Source organism: Desulfonatronovibrio magnus (assembly GCF_000934755.1).
In the GTDB taxonomy this organism is placed as follows: Bacteria; Desulfobacterota; Desulfovibrionia; order Desulfovibrionales; family Desulfonatronovibrionaceae; genus Desulfonatronovibrio; species Desulfonatronovibrio magnus.
Map to the genome: position 1 here is coordinate 1 of NZ_JYNP01000040.1, position 23,446 is coordinate 23,446.

Annotated in this window: 16 protein-coding genes and 3 tRNA genes; 10 read left to right on the top strand and 9 right to left on the bottom strand. The window is 46.1% G+C overall.

The genetic code is table 11. The features are described 5' to 3' along the window. The 3 genes from LZ23_RS05645 to LZ23_RS05655 all read left to right on the top strand — a co-directional run. Window positions 1-393 (top strand): HepT-like ribonuclease domain-containing protein (locus tag LZ23_RS05645; RefSeq protein WP_232300423.1); only part of this gene is annotated, 393 nt, incomplete at its 5' end. Further along, on the top strand, window positions 377-565 hold the full coding sequence (locus LZ23_RS05650; protein ID WP_045212357.1) for a hypothetical protein: 189 nt from the start codon (window positions 377-379) through the stop codon (window positions 563-565). The genes LZ23_RS05645 and LZ23_RS05650, both read left to right, overlap by 17 nt. Before the next feature lie 34 nt (window positions 566-599). Then, the gene (locus tag LZ23_RS05655) at window positions 600-4,472 is read left to right on the top strand and encodes a helicase-related protein (protein WP_045212358.1); all 3,873 of its coding nucleotides are present in this window, start codon (window positions 600-602) and stop codon (window positions 4,470-4,472) included. 977 nt (window positions 4,473-5,449) lie between these two features. On the opposite strand, the gene LZ23_RS05660 is transcribed toward LZ23_RS05655, so the two are convergent. After that, window positions 5,450-5,525 (bottom strand) — tRNA-Glu (locus LZ23_RS05660). Between the two features lie 675 nt (window positions 5,526-6,200). Between LZ23_RS05660 and LZ23_RS05665 the strand changes: the two genes are divergently transcribed. The 3 genes from LZ23_RS05665 (at window position 6,201) to LZ23_RS05675 (ending at window position 9,241) form a co-directional block, all read left to right on the top strand. After that, the gene (locus tag LZ23_RS05665; protein ID WP_045212360.1) at window positions 6,201-6,455 is read left to right on the top strand and encodes a PAS domain-containing protein; all 255 of its coding nucleotides are present in this window, start codon (window positions 6,201-6,203) and stop codon (window positions 6,453-6,455) included. Window positions 6,456-6,505: 50 nt separating this feature from the next. After that, window positions 6,506-8,383, top strand: a complete 1,878-nt coding sequence (gene cooS, locus LZ23_RS05670; RefSeq protein ID WP_045212362.1) for an anaerobic carbon-monoxide dehydrogenase catalytic subunit — start codon at window positions 6,506-6,508, stop codon at window positions 8,381-8,383. An 81-nt stretch (window positions 8,384-8,464) separates the two neighbouring features. Continuing rightward, on the top strand, window positions 8,465-9,241 hold the full coding sequence (locus LZ23_RS05675; RefSeq protein WP_045212363.1) for an ATP-binding protein: 777 nt from the start codon (window positions 8,465-8,467) through the stop codon (window positions 9,239-9,241). Between the two features lie 258 nt (window positions 9,242-9,499). Here LZ23_RS05675 and LZ23_RS05680 read toward each other — a convergent pair. From LZ23_RS05680 to LZ23_RS05690, 3 genes are all read right to left on the bottom strand, one after another. Then, window positions 9,500-9,575, bottom strand: a tRNA-Lys gene (locus LZ23_RS05680). 67 nt (window positions 9,576-9,642) lie between these two features. Then, window positions 9,643-11,148, bottom strand: coding sequence for a M23 family metallopeptidase (locus tag LZ23_RS05685; RefSeq protein ID WP_052507143.1), 1,506 nt, complete (start codon window positions 11,146-11,148; stop codon window positions 9,643-9,645). A gap of 663 nt (window positions 11,149-11,811) precedes the next feature. Beyond that, window positions 11,812-12,345 carry a hypothetical protein gene (locus LZ23_RS05690; protein WP_045212365.1) on the bottom strand — a complete coding sequence of 178 codons (534 nt, stop codon included), beginning with the start codon at window positions 12,343-12,345 and terminating at the stop codon, window positions 11,812-11,814. 544 nt (window positions 12,346-12,889) lie between these two features. Here LZ23_RS05690 and rfaD point away from each other — a divergent pair. Then, complete coding sequence (gene rfaD / locus LZ23_RS05695; protein WP_045212367.1) at window positions 12,890-13,870, top strand: ADP-glyceromanno-heptose 6-epimerase; 981 nt, start codon at window positions 12,890-12,892, stop codon at window positions 13,868-13,870. Between the two features lie 273 nt (window positions 13,871-14,143). On the opposite strand, the gene LZ23_RS23915 is transcribed toward rfaD, so the two are convergent. From LZ23_RS23915 to LZ23_RS05720, 4 genes are all read right to left on the bottom strand, one after another. Further along, complete coding sequence (locus LZ23_RS23915) at window positions 14,144-14,383, bottom strand: hypothetical protein (RefSeq protein WP_045212368.1); 240 nt, start codon at window positions 14,381-14,383, stop codon at window positions 14,144-14,146. A gap of 3 nt (window positions 14,384-14,386) precedes the next feature. Next, window positions 14,387-15,934: a 2,3-bisphosphoglycerate-independent phosphoglycerate mutase gene (gpmI, locus tag LZ23_RS05705; RefSeq protein WP_045212369.1), complete on the bottom strand. Its 1,548-nt coding sequence runs from the start codon at window positions 15,932-15,934 to the stop codon at window positions 14,387-14,389. 236 nt (window positions 15,935-16,170) lie between these two features. Next, entirely contained in the window at window positions 16,171-16,569 is a 399-nt protein-coding gene (gene rsfS, locus LZ23_RS05710) for a ribosome silencing factor (protein ID WP_045212371.1), read from the bottom strand. A gap of 698 nt (window positions 16,570-17,267) precedes the next feature. After that, the gene (locus LZ23_RS05720; RefSeq protein WP_045212375.1) at window positions 17,268-18,209 is read right to left on the bottom strand and encodes a bifunctional riboflavin kinase/FAD synthetase; all 942 of its coding nucleotides are present in this window, start codon (window positions 18,207-18,209) and stop codon (window positions 17,268-17,270) included. A gap of 630 nt (window positions 18,210-18,839) precedes the next feature. Here LZ23_RS05720 and LZ23_RS05725 point away from each other — a divergent pair. After that, a tRNA-Leu gene (locus tag LZ23_RS05725) sits at window positions 18,840-18,926 on the top strand. Window positions 18,927-19,030: 104 nt separating this feature from the next. Here the strand turns inward: LZ23_RS05725 and LZ23_RS05730 are convergent. Continuing rightward, window positions 19,031-20,869, bottom strand: a complete 1,839-nt coding sequence (locus LZ23_RS05730; RefSeq protein ID WP_052507144.1) for an ATP-binding protein — start codon at window positions 20,867-20,869, stop codon at window positions 19,031-19,033. A 610-nt stretch (window positions 20,870-21,479) separates the two neighbouring features. Between LZ23_RS05730 and LZ23_RS22360 the strand changes: the two genes are divergently transcribed. Further along, complete coding sequence (locus LZ23_RS22360; protein ID WP_052507145.1) at window positions 21,480-22,448, top strand: glycosyltransferase family 2 protein; 969 nt, start codon at window positions 21,480-21,482, stop codon at window positions 22,446-22,448. A 92-nt stretch (window positions 22,449-22,540) separates the two neighbouring features. Further along, window positions 22,541-23,419: a glucose-1-phosphate thymidylyltransferase RfbA gene (gene rfbA / locus LZ23_RS05740; RefSeq protein WP_045212377.1), complete on the top strand. Its 879-nt coding sequence runs from the start codon at window positions 22,541-22,543 to the stop codon at window positions 23,417-23,419. The last annotated feature ends 27 nt before the right edge of the window (window positions 23,420-23,446 follow it).

Here is a 23,446-nt window from a genome sequence, read left to right on the forward strand (position 1 = left end):
GACTGCCTGAAATTGCCGACTCCATTGAAAAGGAAACTACCTATGTCTAAGCGGTCGGAAAAAGCATATCTTCTGGATATTCAGGAGGCCATCAAAAGGACATTGAGCTATATTTCCGGCTTAGATTACTCTTCATTTGCCAGGGACTATAAAACCCAGGATGCTGTTATACGCAATCTGGAAATCATTGGTGAGGCAACCAAAAGCCTTAGCACAGACACACGCTTGCGCTATAGCGATGTACCCTGGAAAAGTATGGCTGGCATCAGAGATAAACTTATTCACGACTATTTTGGAGTGAACATTGATATCATTTGGTATGTATGTGTTGACGAGTTGCCAAAAGTTGCTGTTTCCATAGAAAAAATTCTGCAAAATGATCAAAATAATTGAAATGGTTAACCTTATGAAAGAAGAAATTCTAAAAGAAAAGCACCCGGGCCCAAAGCCTGACATCATGAAATACGCTGGCATGCTAAGTGACCTGAGTCCTGAAGACAGTGAGCTTTTTGAACAGGCTGTCCAGAGAAAGAGTATGTTTGGAGGCCGGGAAGTGGAGTTATGAACAAGGCGTTTTTTGATACAATCAAGGATAGTTCATGACAGACACAGGTCCGGCCCAGCTGTTCCATAACAGGCAGTGGGAGTACTCCTACAAAACTTCCTCCTTAAGACCAGACGGCAGTCCAGTCAGTATCCTTCACGATTTTTACATCCCTGTCCTTAAACGAAGTAAATCCTATGACCGGGTAGCAGGCTATTTCCGTTCATCATCTCTCGCTGTAGCCTCCCAGGGCTTTTCAGCATTTGCCGACTCCGGGGGCAGAGTGAGAATGATTGTGGGGGCAGACCTGGACCAGGAAGACGTTGCAGCCATTCTAAGAGGTGATGAACAACGGGCTATTCAGAAATTAAGCCATGAGCTTGATAGCCCACATAACTGGCCCGAAGATGTCAGGCGCGGAGTGGAGCTTTTGTGCTGGATGGTGGCCAGGGAGATACTTGAGGTGTGCGTTGCCTTCAGGGTGCATGGTCAAACAGGCAAGCCTGTTCCATTTGATTCAATTGAAGATGGCTATGTCCATGAGAAGTGGGCGGTTTTTACCGATGCCTCTGACAGCAGGATGTATATCTCAGGTTCTTTGAATGAATCCCGCAGGGCTCTCATGCATAACGCAGAGAACATCACCCTGCATACCGACTGGTGGGGACCTGCAGACCGGGAGCGTATTGACCAGGCGCAGAAATCATTCAACCAGCTCTGGAAGGATGAAAACCCGTTCATCAGGGTGTTTAAGCTGCCTGAAGCGGTCAGGCAGAAACTTATCCAGATAGGCCTGGATAATGACAAGCCGGTTGAAATTGATGGGTCCTCAGAGTCGGTTAGCGACACGCCCAGGCCTTCCTCAATGGAGCTCTTAAAGTGTGCCTTGATCAAAGACGGCCCCAGGCTTCCGGGTGGTCGATTTGTGGGCATGGAAACAGCGCCGGTCAAGCCCTGGCCGCATCAGGAAGTTGTTTCTAATCGGCTCATCAGCACCTGGCCTTACAGTTATCTTCTGTGTGATGAGGTCGGTCTTGGCAAGACCATTGAAGCTGGCCTGGCCATTCGCTCCCTTTATCTGTCCGGACTGGTCAAAAGGGTCCTGGTTGCTGCTCCTGCAAGTCTTACCCTGCAATGGCAAAGAGAGATGGCCGAGAAATTCTTTCTGCCGTTTGCCAGGGTCAAGGGTGGAAGTGGATTTAATCATGAGTGTATCTTCCCGGAAGAACAGGAGATGCAGTCCGCTCAAATGTATGGTCCAGACCTTTGTATTGTTTCCACAGGCTTGATGACCAGAACTGAACGTATAAACCAGCTCAAAAGAGCTGAGCCTTTTGATATTGTTCTTGTTGACGAAGCCCACTACGCCCGGAGGAAAAATCCCAGAGACGGAGAAAGGAGCTTTCCCCGTTTTGGCCGTCTTTATGAAACAATCAGGGGTGTTCTGAGTCCATCCGGCAAATGCCTGTGGCTGGCTACGGCCACGCCCATGCAGCTGGACTGGATAGAAGTTTTTGATCTCATCAGCCTTTCCAGGCGTATCGCACACTTTCAGAAAGATCCCGCCCTGACCTGGACATATTACAATGCCCTTGCCAGTCTTATTCATGAAGAGGAGCCTGATTCTCATGAGTGGGAGCTTTTACGTTCGTCCTTAAGCTCAGTCAAAAGGTATGATCCTCTTTTGTGGAGTTTTCTTGAAAATGCAGTCATAGACGGACGCATCAAGACATCAGTCAGGATCTGGCTGGAACACGGCCGCATCCCCCGCGGACTGGACCGCAAAAATATTCTTAAGGTGATTTTTGCCGCAGCTCCCCTGTCCAGAGTTATGCTTCGTCATACAAGGCCATTACTGGAAATCTACAGGCAGCAGGGAAAGCTTGAAGCCAACCTGGCCAGACGGGAGATTCTGCCTGTTCCTTCTCTGGTTTTGACTGGACCAGAAAAGGAAGTCTATGACGAACTGGAAAGTTACTGTCGTGAACTTACCAGAAAAATTTCATCCAATACCTCTCAAAAACAGTGGACAACCAGTCTTGGCTTTTACCTGAGCTTTCTTCGCCTGAGGCTTGCTTCGAGCACGTATGCCATCAAAGAAACCATCAGGCGCAGGCTGGATAAGGTCAGGACAACCCTGAGGAGCATTGATGCTAAGGATGTGCTTGCTGCTGATATTGAGGAGCATGACAATGTTTACGGGTACGGTGAAGACAGCGATGAAGTAATTGTGGAATCTCTTCTTAAAAACCGGACCAGTGATGATCTTATCTGGGAGGAAAAAAAGCTGGTCAAGCTGTTGGACTTGGCAGGCAATATATCAGACATGCCCCTGAAGATGGTAGAACTGCTCAGGGTGCTTGAGGGCAGACGCAGAAATGTCCCGGGCAGAATCAGGCAGACTGTAGTTTTTACCAGGTTTTACGACACCCTGACAGACATTGTAGGCAGACTGAGGGCCATCAATCCTGAAATGCGCATAGGTGAGTACTCCGGGCAGGGAGGCAGATATGTTCATCCCGAGTCATCCAGGTATACCGGCACAAATCGGGAGCATATCAAACATCTTTTTCTCAGGGATGAAATAGACATACTCATCTGCACAGATGCCGCAGCAGAAGGGCTCAATCTGCAGACAGCAGACCTGATCATTAACTATGACCTGCCATGGAACCCCATGAAAGTTGAGCAGCGCATAGGCCGCATCGACCGAATAGGACAGTCCCATCAGCGCATCTTTGTTCTCAACTTCTGTTATGCTGGTTCAGCAGAACAAATTGTTTATGACCGGCTGCTTAAAAGGCTGGCCCAGACAGTGGGAGTGGTGGGTCCACAACAGTTGTCCATGCTGCCGGTGACTGAAGACGAGTTTTCGCAGCTGGCCTCGGGAGAGCTGAAAGAGGATACACTGTTCAAAAGAGCGCTTAGACGCGCCAGAGAGCAACAGAGCAGGAGTGCCAATATAGAGGTGCCTGCCCAGGACCTTTATGAAATTTACCTGAGAATGAAGAGTATGCAGGACAAAGCAGCACTGCCGGTCAGCCTTGATGATATCTGGGATTTTCTTTCAGGTTCAGAATATCTACAGAGTCTTGGAGCCCGGATATCTAAAAAAAATATGCTCCATTTGGGTGGCGAGCATGGAGGTTATCCTGACACCATTCTGACTACTGACAGAAGCCTGTATGAAAAAGGGACACCGGACATTGAAGAGCCTATTCACTTTGCATCATATGGAGATCCGGTCTTTGATAAAGTAGTGACCTTGTTTGACAGCTTTGATTTGCCCCAGTGCGTTAAGAGGCTGGAACGACAGGTCCAGGATACAAACGCTAATCTTGTGGTGTATGTAGTCTGCTGCCTTAACAGCCAGGGGGAGCCGGAAACAAGGCTGGTAAAAAAATATTCAGACGTTAAAGACATGATTCTCCATGAAGGGGCCAGTCCTGATGATATCGCCCTGCAAAAGGCGCAGCATGAGCTGCATGGTATAATGCGCCAGGACTTTGATTCCACCCGCAGCATCGGCAATATTATTGAAGATAATGAAAGAGCAGGAACAGCGCATGAAGTTTTCAACCTGCTGGTGGCTGACAGCATGCTGCCTGGACTGAACTTCAGCATGAACGACAACTTCTGGCAGATGATAAGCTATATGGATGGCATTATTCCTGAAAGGGAAACACTGATTGCCCCGGATATATCCACGGATCTGCTTCGGATAATTCAAGACAGCCTGCTTTTTGATATTTCTGTTCCCAGAGCAGGCGACAAAGCTTCTCCGGTTCTGCCCTCATATTTGATAAAATCAGCTTTGGACCAGGCCTGCAGGGTGGCGGACAGCCTCAGGGAAAAGAAGTCTGAGCTGTCAATAGGTAAAGTCAAAACCAGAATTCAGGCAGAAATAAAAGATATCCTGCGAAAATAACCCTGATCAAAAGGCAAAAAAAATGACGACATTACTCATTATACTTATCACCCTCCTGTCCATGGCCGGACTCATGTACGCCTTTGTTAAAATACTGCCCATGTGCGGGCTCAAAGGCGGCTGAAATTTCGGCAGCTCTGAAGGTTCAGAGCGAGACGGGGATGAGGAAAAAATATGCCAGAACCGATCTGGTCAGGACCAGCGGCGAGATTAAGTGTTCAACGGGAATTAAGCCATTTTTAAGCTTCTTACCCGGGCGGCCCGGGACTGAACCAGTGAGTAACTTACACCCCTCGTTCCCAGGCTCCAGCCTGGGGACGTTTTGTTCTTGCGGCTCCAGCCGCTTCTTCAAAAAGTGGCTGGAGCCACAAAGAAAAGATGTAATAGCCTTAGCACGAGATTGCTTCGCTTCGCTCGCAACAAGGATTGCCGCGCTTGAAGACTCGCTCGCAATGACACCTGAGATGTCAGGGATGTAGTTGCTGAAAACCTGTCACCCACGAGGGAGCCTAAGCGAACGAAGCAATCTGTATGGCAAAAGCATAATGTCTTGATTTTATTGCCAAAACGACTGTAGTTACTTGTAAGCTCTTCACCCGGGCGGCCCGGGACCGAACCTGCGAGTAACTGAAAATGAGTCTCCTCTATGGACATTGGGACAGTCCCCGCGAGGAAACGTTAAAAAGTTTGATACTGCATTGGTTTTTGGCAAAAATCGGTTTTAATGAAAAAATTTACATAGCGAGGGACAGTCCCTGTGCCAAGCGCAAAGTTCCCATCTTTGACGGAATTTTTCAGGCAAATGTGCATCAATCATAAACAAAAATCGTAAAAATATGAAAATTGTAACCGTCTGATTTTATTATCAAAACGATTATAGTTACTTAGAAGTCTGATATTAGTCTTGAAGGTTGGAAATAGGGTTGGAAAATAAAAATGGGTTACTGCTGCATAGGCCGTAACCCATTGATTTTATTTGGCGTCCCCAAGGGGGTTTGAACCCCTGTTTCCGGCGTGAGAGGCCAGCGTCCTAGGCCACTAGACGATGGGGACTTGATGAAAAAATTATGATGGTCGAGCAGGGTTCAAATTAATTGCTGCAGCCCATATTAGCAAGGGGTTCATGTTGATTAAAAATTTTCCCTGACTCAAGAATTGACTCAATCAGATAAAAGCATAAACTTTTGGATGTCAAAATAAGAAAAAAGACTTTATGTTACCTGCAAAGAAAAAATTATCTCTTTTGACAAAGGATGTCAATAAAAATGTCAATGGAACATATGTGGCATGAACATGCGTTCTACTGCATCTTTATGGAAGTCAGGGGCCAGAAATCAGAGGTCAGAAGTCAGAGGTAAAACACCCCAAAGGGGATTCCGGGTTCTCCTGGTAATCATTCCAGTATCAACAATCCCAGCATTCCAGCTCGGACAGGGATAAAATCCACATAGTCCAATTGTCAATTATAACCCTATTTTTTCCAAGGTCGTCTGAATCTTAGCTGGTTCCGAGGCATTGTGTTTTCATGTGAGCCGATTAGGACATTTAATCGGCTCACAATTACTATTGATAGTGAGCCATTTGAATGATAAATTTGGTTCATGAGACATTAAGTAAGTTCTCGTTTCAGAAGTTGTTGCTTTCAGCGACAGACTAATTTACTCCAAAAGCAGGCATCAAGCCTTGTTTTTTTCTTCCAAAGGAATTTAAATCTTTTCGGAGTTGACCATGTCCGGACCATCCAAAAATAAAGATGAGCCTGCCCAAACCGTCTTTTCTGACCCTCACGACATCCTGATGAACGTCCCTATAGGTACCATCACCACCACTCCCGACGGCCGGCTTCTGTCAACAAACCCTGCCACGGCCAGGATGTACGGGTATGAATCACCAAATGAGCTGATTGAGTCTGTAAGTGGCATTACCACTCAGTTGTATGCTGACTCCTCTGACAGAGAAGAGCTCATGCGCCTTCTGAATTAAAATTGTGAAGTCTGGGCTGCTTTATAGTTAACAACTTGAAAGGAGGGGTTATGGCCAAAGACAAAAGAACCATCGATGACCTGACCATTTGGGACGATGCCAAAATGATGATCCGTAAGGCTCAAAAGGATGGGGTCGAAACCGTCTGGGACCGTCTGGAACAGCAGGAACCCCATTGTCCTTTTTGTGAGAAGGGACTGACCTGCAAGAAATGCGTCATGGGACCATGTCGAATCAGCAGTAAAAAGCCGCGAGGAGTCTGCGGAGCTGATGCTGATTTGACCGTGGCCAGAAATTTCGGCCGCTTTGTGGCTGCAGGTGCTGCCTCACATTCGGATCATGGTCGGGACCTGGTGGAGACTCTGCACGCCATTGGCAGAGGACAGACCAGTGATTACGAGGTGCGTGACCAGGCCAAGCTCAAACGCATTGCCCAGGAGATCGGGGTAGAGGCTGCGGACAAGAGTATACAGGAACTGGCCCTGGCCGTGGCCGAGTCCATGATCCAGGACTTTGGCTTTCAACACAATCACCTGGGCTTTCTGTCCCGAGTTCCCCAAAAAAGAAAAGACCTCTGGAAAAAACTTGGCATTACTCCCAGGGGCATTGATCGTGATATTGTGGAAATGATGCACCGCACCCACATGGGTGTGGATTCCGATGCCGTCAGCCTGTGTCTGAACTCGGCCCGATTATGTCTGGGCGATGGCTGGGGTGGTTCCATGATTGGCACGGAAGTTTCGGACATCATTTTTGGAACACCCACTCCAAGGGCAGGCAAAGTCAACCTGGGCGTGCTCAAGACCGACCAGATAAACATCCTCGTCCACGGCCATTCGCCCATTGTCTCGGAAATGCTTTTGAGCGCGGTCAATGACCCGGAGATAAAAAAAGAGGTGCAAGCGGCCGGAGCCGGGGGCATCAATGTGGCAGGGCTCTGCTGTACAGGCAATGAGGTGCTCATGCGCCAGGGAATTCCCATGGCCGGCAACCATTTGATGACCGAACTGGCAATCATCACCGGAGCAGTAGAGCTAATCCTGGTGGATTACCAGTGCATCATGCCCAGCCTGGTCCAGGTGGCTGACTGTTACCATACCAGATTTGTGTCCACATCGGACAAGGCCAGGTTTACCGGAGCCGAGCACGTGGAGTTCAACTATACCAACGCCAGGAGCCAAGCCCTTAAGCTGGTGCGCATGGCCATCGAGAACTATGGTCGACGCAATCAGGCCAGGGTGGACATTCCCCAGGGATCGGTAGAACTTATGACAGGCTTTTCCAATGAAGCGATTCTGGGCGCATTGGGCGGCACGCCCGGACCGCTCATCGAGGCCATCAAGGCCGGACAGGTGCGCGGCGCTGTTGGCATTGTTGGTTGCAATAATCCCAAGCTGAAGCATGACTATGTACATACTACTCTGGCCGAAGAGCTGATCAAAAAGGATATCCTGGTTCTGGTTACTGGCTGCGCCACGGTAGCCATGGGCAAGGCCGGCCTGATGATGCCTGCTTCCGCGGATAAGGCCGGACAGGGGCTTAAGGCTGTGTGTCAGTCTCTAAGCATCCCACCAGTACTGCATGTAGGTTCCTGTGTGGACAACTCGCGTATTCTGCATCTTTGCTCTGTACTGGCTAACGCCCTGGGTGTAGACATCTCAGACTTGCCCGTGGCTGCCAGCGCCCCGGAATGGTACTCTGAAAAAGCCGCTGCCATCGGTCTTTACGCAGTGGCTTCCGGAGTCTACACCCATCTTGGTCTGCCGCCAAATATTACCGGATCCGAGACTGTTACCAATCTGGCCCTGGGCGGACTGGAGGAATTGGTTGGGGCGTGCTTTGCAGTCGAACCAGATCCATTTAAAGCGGCTCAGCTCATCGATGCCCGCATCAGTGTCAAACGCAAAGCTCTGGGGCTTGGAGACTAACCTGTATTGCAGGTTTTACTTCTGTCCGGGGCAGGCCTAAGGTCTGCCCCGGTAAAACATATCTGAAAAAATGAGGCAAAGATGAAACTGGCATTTGCCGGCAAAGGCGGGGTGGGCAAGACAACCATCAGCGCCTGGCTTGGTGACTATCTGGCCAGAAAGGGCCATGATGTCTGGATGGTTGATGCCGACACTGCATTGTCCCTTGGTCAGGCCTGCGGGCTCCCGGCAGATGACCTGCCCGAACCCCTGGTGAGGCGCAAGGACCTCATCCGTGAGCGTATTGGTACGGGCATGATAAATTTGAACCCCGAGGTGGGTGATCTGCCCGCTGAACTGGCGGTTGATCTACCCCTGGGGAGTGAAGGGCAGTCCGGAGTCCGACCGGGCCGCAAGCGATTGCTGGTAATGGGCACGGTGTCGGCCACCGGAGGCGGCTGTGCCTGCGAGGCAAATACACTTTTAAAGGCTCTCTTACGCCATCTGGTTGTTGAGACCGGGGGATGGGTCCTGGTTGATCTGGAGGCCGGGGTGGAACATCTTGGCCGGGGTACGGTTGCCCATGTGGACGGCATGGTGGTGATCAGCGAACCGAGTATGCGCGGTTTGCAGGCCGCGGCCTGTATTGGAAGTCTGGCCAATGATCTTAAACTTGTCCGTCAAGTCCTGGTTCTGAACCGCTTCCTTAATGAAGAATCCATACCAAAGCTGGAGGGTTTGCCGGAATTGGCAGCAGCGATTCCTCCCTTGCCTGGACTCGTTGACAGACAGCTCCATTCGGCCTCGGTCCTGGGCCTGCCCGAACAGACACAGATAGATGGATTGCTCAAAAGGCTGCTGCTCTGTTTGCCAGCATAGGGAATTCATGAGTATCTATATTCATATCGCCTTGTGCTGTTCGTGTTCAACGTGAGGCTTGGCAGTTCAAAGCTGGACAGTTCAGGCATGTTTGGATTTATGTCAGAACATGCATAAAGTCTTGACCCTTTGTAATCAATAGAACGTCAATACACCCTGGCTAAAGGCAAATAAGGAAGCCTTTACCACTGGGCTGAGTTCATAAAGCTTGATTGTAATGGGGTGCGGGACAATGTAGGATGTTATGAAAATGTTTGGTGGTGGGCCGTGCAGGGATCGAACCTGCGACTCTCTGCTTAAAAGGCAGATACTCTACCGGCTGAGTTAACGGCCCACTGTCTGAAAAGACAATATCTATATGCAGATGAAAAAATATTGTCAACCAAAAATATTTTGGTTTTTTATCTTGAGCTTAAAGCATCCTGATTAACTCTGGCAAGCTTATCACGTTTTTCGAGAGAAGCAAAAAGGGTCTGGATATTTTCTTTAGCTGCAAGAAACTTTTCAAGCTCCTGTCCTTCAAGAGTTCGTCCGGGAGGTGTATCCACCGTGGCTGGGTTCACATGGCTTCCTCTGTGGTGAACTTCATAGTGTAAGTGTGGGCCTGTAGACAGACCAGTTGTTCCTACATAACCGATAATTTGCCCCTGGGTCACTCTGGCCCCCTGTCGGATGCCGGAAGCAAATCTGCTAAGATGAGCATACAGTGTTTGATACTCATTGGGATGCCTGAGTCTTATCAGATTGCCGTAATTTCCTCTTCTTCCTGCAAATTCAACCACTCCGTCCCCTGCTGCCATGATAGGTGTACCGGTAGGCGCTGCAAAATCAAGCCCCTGGTGCATCCTGCTGTATCCCAGAATGGGGTGTCGTCTCATGCCGTAGCCTGAACTGAGCCTTGCCCCGTCAATGGGGGTGACCATCAGAGTTTTACGGACGGATTCACCCTTACTGTTGAAAAAGTCCACCTCGCCATCCGAAGTTTCGTAGCGATAAATGGGCAATGTCCGTCCCCGTGTATTCAGATTGGCATAGAGGACATCTCCTCCCCTGATAAAGTTTCCGTCTTCATCAAGTTGTTCATTGAAAAGAACTTCAAAACTGTCTCCATGACGGATATCACGCTGGAAATCCACATCAAAAGAATAAGCCCGAATCATCTGCATGAGGACTTCCACAGGCATTCCAGCACTTACGGCAGCATTGTAGAGGCTGGAGTTGATTTCAGCATCAGCTCTGACTGGCCTTGTTTGCAGTTCTCGAACTATTTCCTGGGCAACAAAGCCGTTTTCTGGGCAGCGTTCTACCTGAACTTCTTTTGTGACTCCAAGCTTGAGGTTCATACTTTGAAACATGGGGTCGTATTGATCCATAGTTTCAAATGCAAGAGTGATCTCCTGTCCCTGTCTGATTCTTCTTGGATTAAAAACATCCTGCAGGGTGGAGATTATTGTATGGGCTTCTGCTCTTGGCAGTCCCTGTGCAGTTAAAAGCCCCATCAATGTGTCGCCTGATGATATGGAGACTATCTTTTCCTGAATGGAAGGTGATGAAGCGGCAACGGACTGAGTGTCTCTTTCCTGACTTAACGTGTCTTTAGCACTGTCCGAGGTGTCATCATCTGAACTGGGTTGCTGCGTTGCAACATGTTGAGAAACAGCATCAGGACGAGGGGTTTGATTGCTTTTTTCACTATCTGTGCTTTGATGTGATTCTGTTGGGACTTCTGCACCTGGTTGAAGCTCTGCTACGGTTTCAGTTTCTTGTGATTTTGAACTGAAGCCCATGAGCATATACGATAGTGCTAAGATAGAAAGAATAGATATGATCCACAGATGTTTTTTGGATTTTTTTCTTTTAAGACAAATACGGGAATTGTTTTTGTAAGAAGGAACATAATAATTCATAATTATCCTCACTGAAGTTGATAATGTCTTTCAGTGCTCAAGTACATACTGGAAATAAAAAAAAATTCAAGTACAAAATTGTCGCATTACGAGCAAAAAATTTGACAACGCAGACTTGGGACCGAAACTGCGAGTAGCTTATATCTCTCGTTCCCAGGCTCCTGCCTGGGGACGTTTTTCTCTTGCGGCTCCAGCCGCTTCTTCAAAATGTGGCTGGAGCCACAAAAAAAAAGTGTAATAGCCTTAGCGCGAGATTGCTTCGCTTCGCTCGCAACAAGGATTGCCGCGCTCGAAGACTCGCTCGCAATGACACCTGAACTGTCAGGGATGTAGTTTCTGAAAACCTGTCACCCACGAGGGAGCCTAAGCAACCGAAGCAATCTGTATGGTAAAATCATAATGCTCTGAATTTATTTCTAATTTGGTTTTAGCTACTTAGAAGCTCTTCACCCGGGCGGCCCGGGACCGAACTTGTGAGTAACTGTTTTTAAAGTGGAGCCTGCATCCTGCAGGCTATTTAACTCCGGGCGGCTGGAAGCCGCCTCCACCTTGAAGAACAGTCCCATATTTGGAAATTGGGACAATCCCCGCAAGGTACTATAAAAAAATGAGACCTGCTCTTACTCCACGACCCTGTTCTGACCTGTTCTGAAAAGAGGCCCTTTACATATTTTGGTCTTTAAAGCCTTCTCTGATTATTTTAAATTTCCCAGTTTCCAGATCAAGGTCGTAAATATTAAAATTTTTACGCATGTCAATGCCAGGATAGTGAACAGCAAAGTTGAGAGATGCTGATCCTTCCTCTCCACTTTGGATTCTATGAAAAACAAATTTTGGCCAGACCAGCATGGCTGGACCATCATATAGCAATTCACCTTGTTTTAAAATTTTTTGGGGTGTTACTGTGAAGCTGAGCATCCCGTGTTCTTTAATATATATATCAACATGCCTGGTGCCGTAAAGAACAATCAGATTGTCAGCCTGATGGGGATGCATGTACCATGGTCTCTTCACATCGTCCACCGGCCCTGGGGAGATTGCGGACTGATCGTGTAAAACCCTGTCCATGGCATCTATTTTAGGTAAATACTCCATGGGCACATTGTCAAAAAAGACACCCGGGGTATGCCTGAATTTAATTAAGGGAATGATTGTGTAAAAATTTTCCACTTCTTCAATTATTTCAACCTTAGACATACGACCTCCCGTAAATCATTGTTTATGCGTAATATTCAGAAAAGACGAATAAGAAGACCTTGAGCCCGGATCGAGACTGGGGTGAGGGTTAAATCAGACGGTTCTCCTTTTCCGCCATTCCGGCGAAAGCCGGAAGACTGGGTATTGCAAGAGCCTTATTGTAAATGTTGTGACTATTGCGTTTAAGCTTGTCTTGAAATCACAACATTAAAATTATGAACTTGTCAACTACCAGTGTATCTGATTGGGTGTTGGAATCATGAATCATGAAACAGGAAGCAGGAGGCATTAGTAGAATCATAGATGTTTAGAGGCGGTTTTCCTGGTTATTATTATCCCTTGTTATTTCCAGGTACATCTGCTCAATATTCTTAATAAAGCAGTCCTGTATCTTGTTGACTTGCATTACGGGACTGCTTAATTTGTGCTGCATGCTTTGCTGGCAATGTTCGCCTCAGGCGGGATGTGCCATTAAACCAGCTGTCATTTGTTACCCTTAAAAAATAACTGATAATTTTTCAACTCGCAAGCAAGGAGTTTTAAGTTGCATATTGTTACTGGAGGAGCAGGCTTTATTGGAAGCGGTTTTGTATACCAGCTGAACCGAATGGGCATTACTGATATTATTGTGGTTGATAATCTTGGGCTGACAGAAAAATGGAAAAATCTGGTTAACCTTAAGTTCAAGGACTATATTCACAAGGATGACTTTATCCCCCGTCTTGAACGTAAAGAGTTTGATAATGTGGAATCAGTGATTCATATGGGTGCGTGCTCGTCAACAACAGAGAGAAATGCTGATTATCTTATGATGAACAACCTAAATTATTCTAAAAGCCTGGCCCGTTTCTGCTTAAATGCCAACGCCAGATTCATTAATGCGAGCAGTGCAGCTACATATGGTGACGGCTCACTGGGCTTTTCTGATTCTCATGAGCACATATCTAAGCTAAAACCTTTAAACATGTATGGATTCTCCAAACAGCTTTTTGATTTATGGCTGCAGAGAAAAGGTTTGTTGAGCAAGGTAGTCAGTTTAAAGTTTTTCAATGTGTATGGTCCTAATGAGTATCACAAGGAAGACATGCAAAGTGTTGTGCGCAAGGCCTTCAGGCAAATCCAGGGAGAAGGCAAGGTTCGTTTGTTTAAGTCTTACCATCCTGAGTATGATCATGGAGAACAAAAAAGAGATTTTGTTTACCTTAAGGACTGTCTAAAGGTCATGGCCTGGTTTTTAGAAACAAGGGAGATCAATGGGATTTTCAATCTGGGATATGGAAAGGCCAAAACATGGAATGAACTGGTGCTGGCAGTCTTCAATGCTATGGGAATGAAACCTGAGATAGAGTACATTGAAATGCCCGAACATCTGCGCGGAAAATATCAGTATTATACTTGCGCTCCCATGGATAAGCTAAACAGCAGCGGTTGCGGGATCAGATTTCATTCTCTCCAGGAAGGGATCAAAGATTATGTTCAGAATTATCTTATGCATCATGATCCATATCTTGATGGTGGGAACTGATTGGTGAATTGAGGATTTGTGGATGTTCACAAGATCCATCTTAATTTCTTGTCATGCCTTTGGGGAATTGAAGCGTTTCACCCGGGCGGCCGGGTCCGAACCTGTGAGTAACTTATACCCCTCGTTCCCAGGCTCAAGTCTGGGGAAAAAACCTGGATTCCGGCTTTCGTCGGAATGATGACAAGAGTAATAGTTTGTTCTAACCGTCACCCCGGACTTGATCCGGGGTCCAGTTTTTTTGAAGTTACTTGTAAGCTCCTCACCCTGAAGTACTCAGACATACTCAGGGTCAATGGCTGCCTGTCCGTTATTCAGGATCAGCTTGATATACTGAGTGGTTGTGTTGTCAATGGGCACAACAGGAAACTGGCGTCCACAGGAATCGCAGTCACCCATGGCCGGTTCTGTAGGGGCCAGCAAAGGAACATTTCTCTGGCAGTAAGGGCATGGGTAAAACATCACCAGTTCCATGCCCACAGGCCTGACTGGAGAAACAAATTTTCTTTCTCCCATCTATTAATCCTCCAGCAGACTTTTACCGGTCATCTGCTCGGGTATTTTAATTTTAAGAATGTCCAGGATAGTTGGAGCAATATCCGCCAGGATGCCCTCAGGGCGCAATGTTTTTGTTTTACCATTGTTGCTTATAAAACATAGGGGTACTGGGTTCATGCTGTGTGATGTTTTTGTTTTACCATTGTCAGTTAACATGTCTTCAGCATTACCGTGGTCAGCAGTGAGCAGCATTGTTCCATCCTGTTCCAGAATCGCCTGAACCACCTTGCCAACACATTGGTCTACAACTTCGCAGGCCTTAATAGTGGCCGGAATGCTGCCGGAGTGTCCAACCATGTCCAGGTTGGCAAAGTTACATATATAGAGATTATGGGCTTTGCTGCTTATTTTTTTAGTTAAAATGCTGGTGACTTCAAGGACGCTCATTTCCGGCTTCTGGTCATAAGTACTTACTTCTCTCGGAGATGGTACCAGAATTCTGTCTTCTCCTGGAAAAGGATCTTCTGTTCCACCATTAAAAAAATATGTAACATGAGCATATTTTTCTGTTTCAGCCAATCGTAATTGCGTCAGCTTTTTTTCAGCCACGGCTTCAGCAAGTATGCCTTGCATCTCTTGCGGAGGAAATAAAACCGGAAGGTTAAAGTCCTTTTCATATCTTGTCATGGTCAGCATATGAATGTCAGGAGCTTTTTTCCGATTAAAGTTTTGAAAATTGCTGTCAGTAAGGGCCTGAGTCATTTGCCTGGCTCTGTCGGCCCGGAAATTGAAAAAGACAACCCCGTCACCATCCTGAATTGTAGCAACAGGGGTTCCGTCACTTTGCACCAGAACATGGGGTTTTACAAATTCATCGGTTTCACCTCTGGCATAAGATTCTTTAATCAGCTCAACCGGATCATTTGCAGTTGGCCCGGATCCCAGGGTCAAAGCATCGTAAGCCTGTTCAGTTCTTTCCCATCTTTTATCTCTGTCCATGGCATAGTACCTGCCTGCTACTGTGGCGATGCGTCCTGATCCCACTTTTTGTATATGGTCCTGCAGGTTCTGGACAAAATTTGCACCACTGTTGGGAGTAGTGTCACGACCATCTAAGATGCAGTGTACAAAAATACTGGTTATGCCTTTCTGGACAGCAATATCAAGTAAACTGTGCAAGTGGTCCTGAAGGCTGTGAACGCCTCCATCTGAAACCAGGCCCATAAGATGCAGTCGTCCGCCTGCTTCTATGCTGTTAAAGAGCTGGAGCAGTTCTGGATTTTGAGAAAGTTCATTTTTTTCAATACTCAAATTGATACGCATAATATCCTGATAAACAACTCTGCCTGCACCAATGTTCAGATGACCAACCTCGGAATTACCCATCTGTCCATCTGGAAGGCCGACATGAGAGCCGGAACACCGCAGCTGATTTGAAGGAAATGTTTTGAATATGTTGTCGAGGTTGGGAGTTGTGGCCTGGGATATAGCATTTCCTGGACCTTTCGGGGCAATCCCCCAACCGTCAAGGATTAATAAGAGGACAGGCCTGATTGAGGAGTTTTGCATTTTGTGCTCCATTAGTGCTTTAGCGATAGTTTGTGAGCATTATTGCCCGAGCCTCCGGAGGCTGGGGCTTTGTATTTATTTTTCCTGCACTGAATTTTCAGATTTTAGAAAAATAAATACGAGAGCCAGCCTTCTAAAAGGAAGTTTGGATAGCGTATCGCTGTCTTGTTAATTATGTTTTGATGCCTGCAGTGTTTGCACAGAGCGAGAATGAAAACTGTTTCTGAGTTGCAAATCTACGAATTAGTTCCAGGCGTTTCAGTTAGTTCAATTTTAGAACCTTTGGTCCAGAAACCTTCAAGGTTATAGAAGAGTCTGGTTTCCTCGGTAAAAAGGTGGATAATAATTTCATTCAGATCAAGAAGTATCCATTCACCTTCCTGATATCCTTCCATACCAAGGTACTCAAGGTTTTGCTTTTTGATCTCATCCAGAAGATGATCAGCAAGAGCTCTGCAATGTCTATTGCCGTGGGCTGTTGCCACAATAATACCTTCAAAGACACTGGAGTAGTTGCTGACGTTAAAGAGCAGGATGTCCCGGGCCTTTTTGTCAGAAAGCAAACCTCCAAGCATTTTCAGCTTATTGTTCAGTATGATGTTCACCTTTTTGAGGGATTCAGGTTTATCGTTCATTTTATCCTTTCTTGTATCTGTTTAAGGTTTTAAGCACCACACCCGGGCGGCCCGGGACCGAACCTGCGAGTAACTGTCTTCAAACGTGGAGCCTGCATCCTGCAGGCTATTAAAGACCAGGCGGCTGGAAGCCGCCTCCACCTTGAAGAACAGTCCCAATATTTGGAAATTGGGACAGTCCCCGCGAGGTACTATAAAACAGATTGATGCTGCATTGGTTCCTGAAAGAAATATGCTTTGATGAAAAAATCTACACAGCGAGGGACAGTCCCCCTCCGGGCAGGAAGCTGTGCCAGGCGCAAAGCTCCCATCTTTGACGGAACTTTTCTGGTAATTGAGAATCAAACATATGTAAAAATCATAAAAATGTGATAGCTGTAACTGTCTGAATTTATTAGCAAAATAATTATAGTTGCTTGTAAGCTCCTCCCCCGGGCGGCCCGGGACCGAACCTGTGAGTAACTAAAAAATCAGCCTTAGCACGTTTGAGATTGCCGCGCTCGAAGACTCGCTCGCAATGACACCTGAGCTGACAGGGATGTGGTAGCTGAAAACCTGTCATTGCGAGGGAGCCTAAGCGACCGAAGCAATCTGTATCGTAAAACCTTAATGCTTTGAATTTATTGCATATACGTTTGTAGTTACTTAGAAGCTCATTTTCTCGTGTCATATGTAAATCGCCTGGGCATATACCTTTCTTAAACCAGCATGGAATCAGGTGTTGATAATATTTCTCGAGCCAGGAAGCAATCTTTCTCAATCTGCTGTTTTAGCTCCTGGATACCGGAAAATTTTATTTCCGATCTCAGCCTTTGCACAAAATGAACCTTGAATGGTTGCTCATATATGTCCTGATTAAAGTCAAAGATATGGACTTCCACTGAAAGATAGTCATTGCTGAAGGTTGGGTTGTACCCGATATTAGCTACTGCCGGCCGGACCCTTCCCTTAACTTCAGACCATACAGCATACACTCCTGTTTTAGGAAAGAGTTCGTCCTTGAGGAGGATATTAGCTGTGGGAAAACCAAGCAGTGCCCCACCTCTTTGTTGCCCTGTTATTACCTTGCCTTCAGCGTTGTAAAATCTGCCCAGAAGAGGCCGTACCTCCCAAACCCGTCCTTCCTCTACAAGGTCCCGGATTCGGGTTGAACTGACAATGGCACCATCTACCATAACCGGCGGAAACTGATCAACAGAAAAGCCATATTTAAGCCCTAATTCGCGCAACAAGGCAAAATTTCCCTTACGTCCTTTGCCAAAAGCGTAATCATAGCCGATAATCAGCTCTTTGACCTTGAGATTATCCACCAGAAAAGTGCGGACAAAGTCTTCCGGTTCCAAAGCGGCAAGCTTGCGGTTGAAATGAATGCACAATGTATGATCAACCCCGATTTCATCTATCAGCTTGAGCTTTTGGTCCGTCAGAGTAATAAAGGGCGGGCTTTTCTTATCAACCAGCACCCGCATGGGGTGGGGATCGAAAGTCATGACAACACTGGACAAACCCATGAGCCTGGCTCTTTTTTTGACTTTGGTGATTAACTGATAATGTCCAACATGCACCCCGTCAAAGTTTCCAATAGTGAGGCAGGATGCATCAATTTTTCTTTCCAGAATGTTTATGTCATGAGCTATCATTAAGTATTTCAGCCGTTTGTTGAGGTTTAGGAAAGTCCAAGAGTCAATGCGGGCTGTGCCCACAACCCAAAAAAGATATTTTTACCGCCCGTTCGAAGACTCACTCAAGACGCAAAGGGCGCAAAGGAAGAAAGAAGTTTTTTCATTTGCCGGGGAACCCAGTTAAACCCGACTGCGACAGTGACTTCGTCTGTTTAACAAGGCAGGCGGCAAATGAAAAGGCAGCCTTTTTGAAAACCGATGCCCGGTTTTCAAAAAAATATCTTCTTTATTGTCTTTAACTTTGAGTCCTTTGCTGTTCAAATTTTCTTGTTTTTTTATGACAGGGTTTCAGGAGCAAGCTACTAAATCCAAGGGCCAAGGTCTAAGGTCCAGGTTTATCACTCTTAAGCCTTCAGTCTGTAGATTTTTATAATCACCATGACTTAATGATATTCTACATATTGTATAAAGAGTGAAACATGTTTCAGACCAGCTTTGCGTTTGAAAACAGCAACGCAACGACCTGAAGGTCAATTAATTATATTAAATTACGCTCCTCATCAAGCACTTGCACGCTTAGAATTTTTTGAAGTTTGGAAAAAAAAGCTTGTCAAGAAAATAGGTTTGGTATAATTTCTCCTTTTACGTGCCGAAGTGGTGGAATTGGTAGACACGCTAGGTTCAGGGTCTAGTGGGGGTTCCCCCGTGGGAGTTCGAGTCTCCCCTTCGGCACCATCAACAAATCCAGTCCAGTCAGACTGAACAAATAAAGTAAATAAATTCAAAGCTTAAGCCCGGGCAAGTTGTCCGGGCTTATCTTTTTTGTGCGTCTGCTTTCCTTAATACAGAGGCAGGTAAAAAGAAAAGGTTGTTCCCTTGCCCAGCTTGCTGTCCATCCTGATCTCTCCTTGGTGATCTTGAATAATCCTGTAAGTTACCGCCAGTCCAAGCCCAGTACCTTTGTCCTTTGTGGTGAAGAAGGGGTTGAATATTTCTTTTTGTTTATCTTTGGATATCCCTGCCCCGGTGTCTTCTACAGTCACTTGGATACGGTTGTTTACAAGGTTTGAGCTAATGGTGATGGACCCGCCTCCTGGAGTGGCTTCCCACGCATTTTTTACCAGGTTTATAAGCACCTGTTTTATCTGGGACTGATCAACTTTTGCTTCAGGAAGTTCAGGAGAAAGGTTGAGGCTAAGGTTAACATTGACAAGATCCAGTTCTTCCTTGACCAGCTTGACTGTTTCCTGGATAAGGTTGTTTATTTGAGATTTGGTTTTGCTGGGAGATTGAGGCCTGGTGAAATCTCTGACCTGGTTGAGCATTTTTTCCAGTCGTTTTGCTTCCTGGGAAACGATCTGCAGTTTTTCGCGGCCTGGATCATTCTCCTGTAGAGTGCGCATGACCTGCGTTGCAAAGCCGGACATAAGCATTAGAGGATTTTTTATTTCGTGGGAAAGATGAGAGGCAGCCTCCCCTATGGCTGCAAACCTTTCAGAACGTACAAGTTCCTGCTGGGTTTCCAGCAGGGCCTGAAGGCTGAGTTCCACCTTTTCCTTTTCCTTGCGTAATAAAGTTTCTGAAGTCATAAGATGCCGTGTTTTTTCTTCAACCTTTCCAGCAAGGTCCTGGTTCCAGCGCAGTGATATCAGGTAAAGCACCATAAGGCCGGCAACAAAAGTGAACATAAAGATTCCAGCAACTATCCACTGTCTGATGACAACAGGCTGAATCAGCCCGTAAACTTCACTCTCAGGAACTGCCAGGCCGACTGACCACAATACTGCATTGGACTCATCATTTTCTGCAGGTACAATTAACGCGGGACTGTAAGCAAAAAGCTTTTTCATCTCCCTTTTCATATTCCAGTGCCACCCGGAAATATACCAGTCAGTACCTTCCTTTCCCTTAAGCAGCTTGTCTGCAACCAGCGTGTTTATTCTCTGATATGATATGTCGGGGTTCCTTTCGCTGCGAACATTAAAAGAATTATTGCCGACAAAATCCTTCTCCACATGATACATGAAATAGCCCTTGTTATCTATAACCCATGGATATCCGGTGAGTCCTGAAACCACTCCGTGTGCGTAACGGTGGGCTATGCCCATGGCATCCACGAGGATAAAAGAAGCTGCAGATCCTAACGGAGGGTCTGCATTGACAGGAGCGCTCATCCCGGGTTGTGATACAGCAGCAATAAACTGGACATGGGTATGGGCAAATGGTCCATTTTCAGGCTTGATGGTCTGACTGTGAAAAAAAGGGCTGTGTGGGCCTGAAGACATGTGCTCCTTGAATTCATCCCAGGGAAATTTAAGACCCAGATCCTGCAAAGAATCAATTTCCGGGCTGGAAATCAAAAGTCCCTGATCTCCGGGGACAGCCAGTTTGCCAAGAGCCAATACCTGCCAACTCTTAAGTATCTGATATGAACTACGGGTTTTTGCCTGAAGATCGTAGTTGTCAGAACTCATATAGGTTGTCAGAGCTGTTTCAATGAACTCAAAATGGGTTTCAATGTCCAGAGCAATGTTGCGAGCTAAAAGAAGCTGCTGTGTATTGAACTGTGAAGTAACAATGTCCTGCAGTTCAGTATTGGCTCTGTATGCAATAAAAAAAACAGTAGATGTCAATAGAATTAAAAGAGCAATTCCAGCAAGTATCTGTTTGTGAATCATTGTGTGATTTTCCTGTAAATATAAGCGCTTAGCAGCACTACAGCGACATTTGGAATTAATTGTTACCTCGCCCACCGGAGACAGGCATTTTTGCCGATCTCAAACCGTAAACCAGCCGAAAGATCAGGCGTCAAAACGGCCAATACCCAGCTTGCGTTTAAATGAGCTTATCGGAAAAAGTTTTTTTGGGGTTTCGTCAACATATATAAAGATAGGCATCAGCTCTGTCCAGGGGATAAAATCTTATTGATTCTTTTCTGAATATTTGCAAGGTTGCATGTCTAATGTGGGCTGTCAGTCTAATGCGGGCTGTGCCCACAACCCTACTTAAACAACGGACGTTAAGTTAGGGGAGAGCTGTACTTTTGAAAGCTGAAAGCTGAAGGCTGAAGGCTGAAGGCTGAAGACTGAAGATTTACGATCTTGGACCTTATTGCTCTTATCAGTGTCAAATTTTTTTGTTTTTTACGACTCCGGAAAAAACTTGCTTTGCAGGAAATCCTTGGGATCTGCATCTTGGGGCAGGCAGGATTAAAGTGGTAAGTCTTAGATGGACCGGCCAGGTAAACTTAATATTTAAATTAATTATCGCTGTTATGCTTTATCAAAAATGAAACCATTTTTTTCAGTTATAATTCCAGTATATAACAAAGGCCGGTATTTGGACCGTGCAGTAAAGTCCGCCCTTAATCAGAGTTATGCTGATCTGGAGTTGATTCTTATTGATGATGCTTCAAGTGATGAGAGTTCTGATATTTCCCGAGGGTATAAGGATGAAAGGGTCAGGCGTTTTCGGCGCATGAGACCAGGCCCTGGTGGGTATGCAGCAAGAAATCTCGGTATCAGCCTGGCAAGGGGGAAGTGGGTTTGTTTTCTTGACGCAGATGATGAATGGCTGCAGGATCATTTAGCTATTGTCAGAAAAGCTGTTAAGGAACACCCCGGTTGCCAGGGAGTGTCTACGGGTTCTTATCTGCAAAAGGAGCAGAGCTGGGTTGCTGACAATTATGTCCGAAAACATTTTGAGAGCCATGTTTTTGAGCTATGCGAGTATTTACAGGCACGGCTTAAAGGGCTTGAGTTAATCACAACCAATACTATTGCTTTGAAAAGGAATTTTCTGACTGAAGGCAGTTTATTTCCTGAGGGCAGCGCTTTAAGAGGTGGAGATGAGGCAACATGGCTCAAACTGTTTCTGCAAGGTATGAAAATGGTCAGGCTGCCTGTGCCTACAGCTGTCTATCATCTTGATGCAGACAACATGGTTACAGCAAAGATATCCAATGCAACAGGCAAGCATCCGGTTTTAAGCAGGGTTGAGTCCGTCCTGCCTCAATTAGATGATCGTGAGGTTAAGAGACTATTATGCAGATTTGCCAATCGCAAAACCATAGCCTGGGCAAGGGTAATTAAAGAGTCAAAAGGTATTCCGCTGGCTCAGTTAAAAAGATTGAATTTTCAAGGCTTAGATATGTATTGTGTTTTTGCAGCTATGGCGATGCTATTTTTGCCTGGTCTGGTGTTTAAACAACTTATTGGTGGAGTAAAATCTCAGTTCTGGACCAGAAGATTTTTTTAGACTGATTTATCCCTGATGAGTAGACAACAGTCCTCTTGCAGAATGAAAAGGACTGAACTAACAGCCTCGGGGCAAACTTCAAGAGAGGTAAGATGAAAGCAATAATTTTAGCAGGTGGTAGTGGTACCAGGCTTTACCCGCTTACCAGGGGGGTAAGTAAACAATTAATTCCTGTTTATGACAAGCCCATGATATATTATCCCCTGTCGGTTCTCATGCTGGCCGGCATCCGGGAAGTACTTATTATCTCTACTCCGCGTGATCTGGCTCTGTTTGAAGATCTGCTGGGTGATGGCCATGATATTGGTATGAGTTTTTCGTACGCTGTCCAGCCTGCCCCTGATGGCCTGGCACAAGCTTTTATTATTGGGCGGGAATTTATTGGTGACGACGATGTCTGCTTAGTTCTCGGAGACAATTTATTTTATGGTCATAACTTGACCAGTATTTTGCGAAATTCTGTGCAGACTGTCACCAATGAGCGAAAATCAGTAATATTTGGTTACAGGGTAAGCGATCCACGCAGGTATGGGGTTGTGGAATTTGACAAAGATATGAATGCTTTGTCCATTGAAGAAAAACCAGAAACACCCAAGTCTGACTTTGCAGTTGTCGGGTTATACTTTTATACCAATGATGTGGTGCAGGTGGCAGAATCTGTGCAGCCTTCAGAACGTGGCGAGCTGGAGATTACTTCTGTTAATCAGGCTTTTCTGGATCAGGAACGGCTCAAGGTAGAACTTCTTGGTCGTGGCTATGCCTGGTTAGACACAGGAACCCATGAGAGCCTGCTGGAGGCCAGTAACTTTATTGAAGTTATTGAAAAAAGGCAGGGACTTAAAGTTGCCTGTATTGAAGAGATAGCTTTTGAGATGGGTTATATAACCAAAGATGAATTAATTGCTCTTGCTGCGCCGTTGAGCAAAAATCAATATGGACAATATCTGCTGCGCAGGGCAGGGCTGAGATAATCTGAAAAAAATTTAAGATGCACAACA

What these genes read in the sequence shown, in the direction of transcription:
- LZ23_RS05650 (WP_045212357.1), top strand. Translation starts at nt 377, where the DNA reads ATGATCAAAATAATTGAAATGGTTAACCTTATGAAAGAAGAAATTCTA.
- LZ23_RS05655 (WP_045212358.1), top strand. Translation starts at nt 600, where the DNA reads ATGACAGACACAGGTCCGGCCCAGCTGTTCCATAACAGGCAGTGGGAG.
- LZ23_RS05665 (WP_045212360.1), top strand. Translation starts at nt 6,201, where the DNA reads ATGTCCGGACCATCCAAAAATAAAGATGAGCCTGCCCAAACCGTCTTT.
- cooS (WP_045212362.1), top strand. Translation starts at nt 6,506, where the DNA reads ATGGCCAAAGACAAAAGAACCATCGATGACCTGACCATTTGGGACGAT.
- LZ23_RS05675 (WP_045212363.1), top strand. Translation starts at nt 8,465, where the DNA reads ATGAAACTGGCATTTGCCGGCAAAGGCGGGGTGGGCAAGACAACCATC.
- LZ23_RS05685 (WP_052507143.1), bottom strand. Translation starts at nt 11,148, where the DNA reads ATGAATTATTATGTTCCTTCTTACAAAAACAATTCCCGTATTTGTCTT.
- LZ23_RS05690 (WP_045212365.1), bottom strand. Translation starts at nt 12,345, where the DNA reads ATGTCTAAGGTTGAAATAATTGAAGAAGTGGAAAATTTTTACACAATC.
- LZ23_RS23915 (WP_045212368.1), bottom strand. Translation starts at nt 14,383, where the DNA reads ATGGGAGAAAGAAAATTTGTTTCTCCAGTCAGGCCTGTGGGCATGGAA.
- gpmI (WP_045212369.1), bottom strand. Translation starts at nt 15,934, where the DNA reads ATGCAAAACTCCTCAATCAGGCCTGTCCTCTTATTAATCCTTGACGGT.
- rsfS (WP_045212371.1), bottom strand. Translation starts at nt 16,569, where the DNA reads ATGAACGATAAACCTGAATCCCTCAAAAAGGTGAACATCATACTGAAC.
- LZ23_RS05720 (WP_045212375.1), bottom strand. Translation starts at nt 18,209, where the DNA reads ATGATAGCTCATGACATAAACATTCTGGAAAGAAAAATTGATGCATCC.
- LZ23_RS05730 (WP_052507144.1), bottom strand. Translation starts at nt 20,869, where the DNA reads ATGATTCACAAACAGATACTTGCTGGAATTGCTCTTTTAATTCTATTG.
- LZ23_RS22360 (WP_052507145.1), top strand. Translation starts at nt 21,480, where the DNA reads ATGAAACCATTTTTTTCAGTTATAATTCCAGTATATAACAAAGGCCGG.
- rfbA (WP_045212377.1), top strand. Translation starts at nt 22,541, where the DNA reads ATGAAAGCAATAATTTTAGCAGGTGGTAGTGGTACCAGGCTTTACCCG.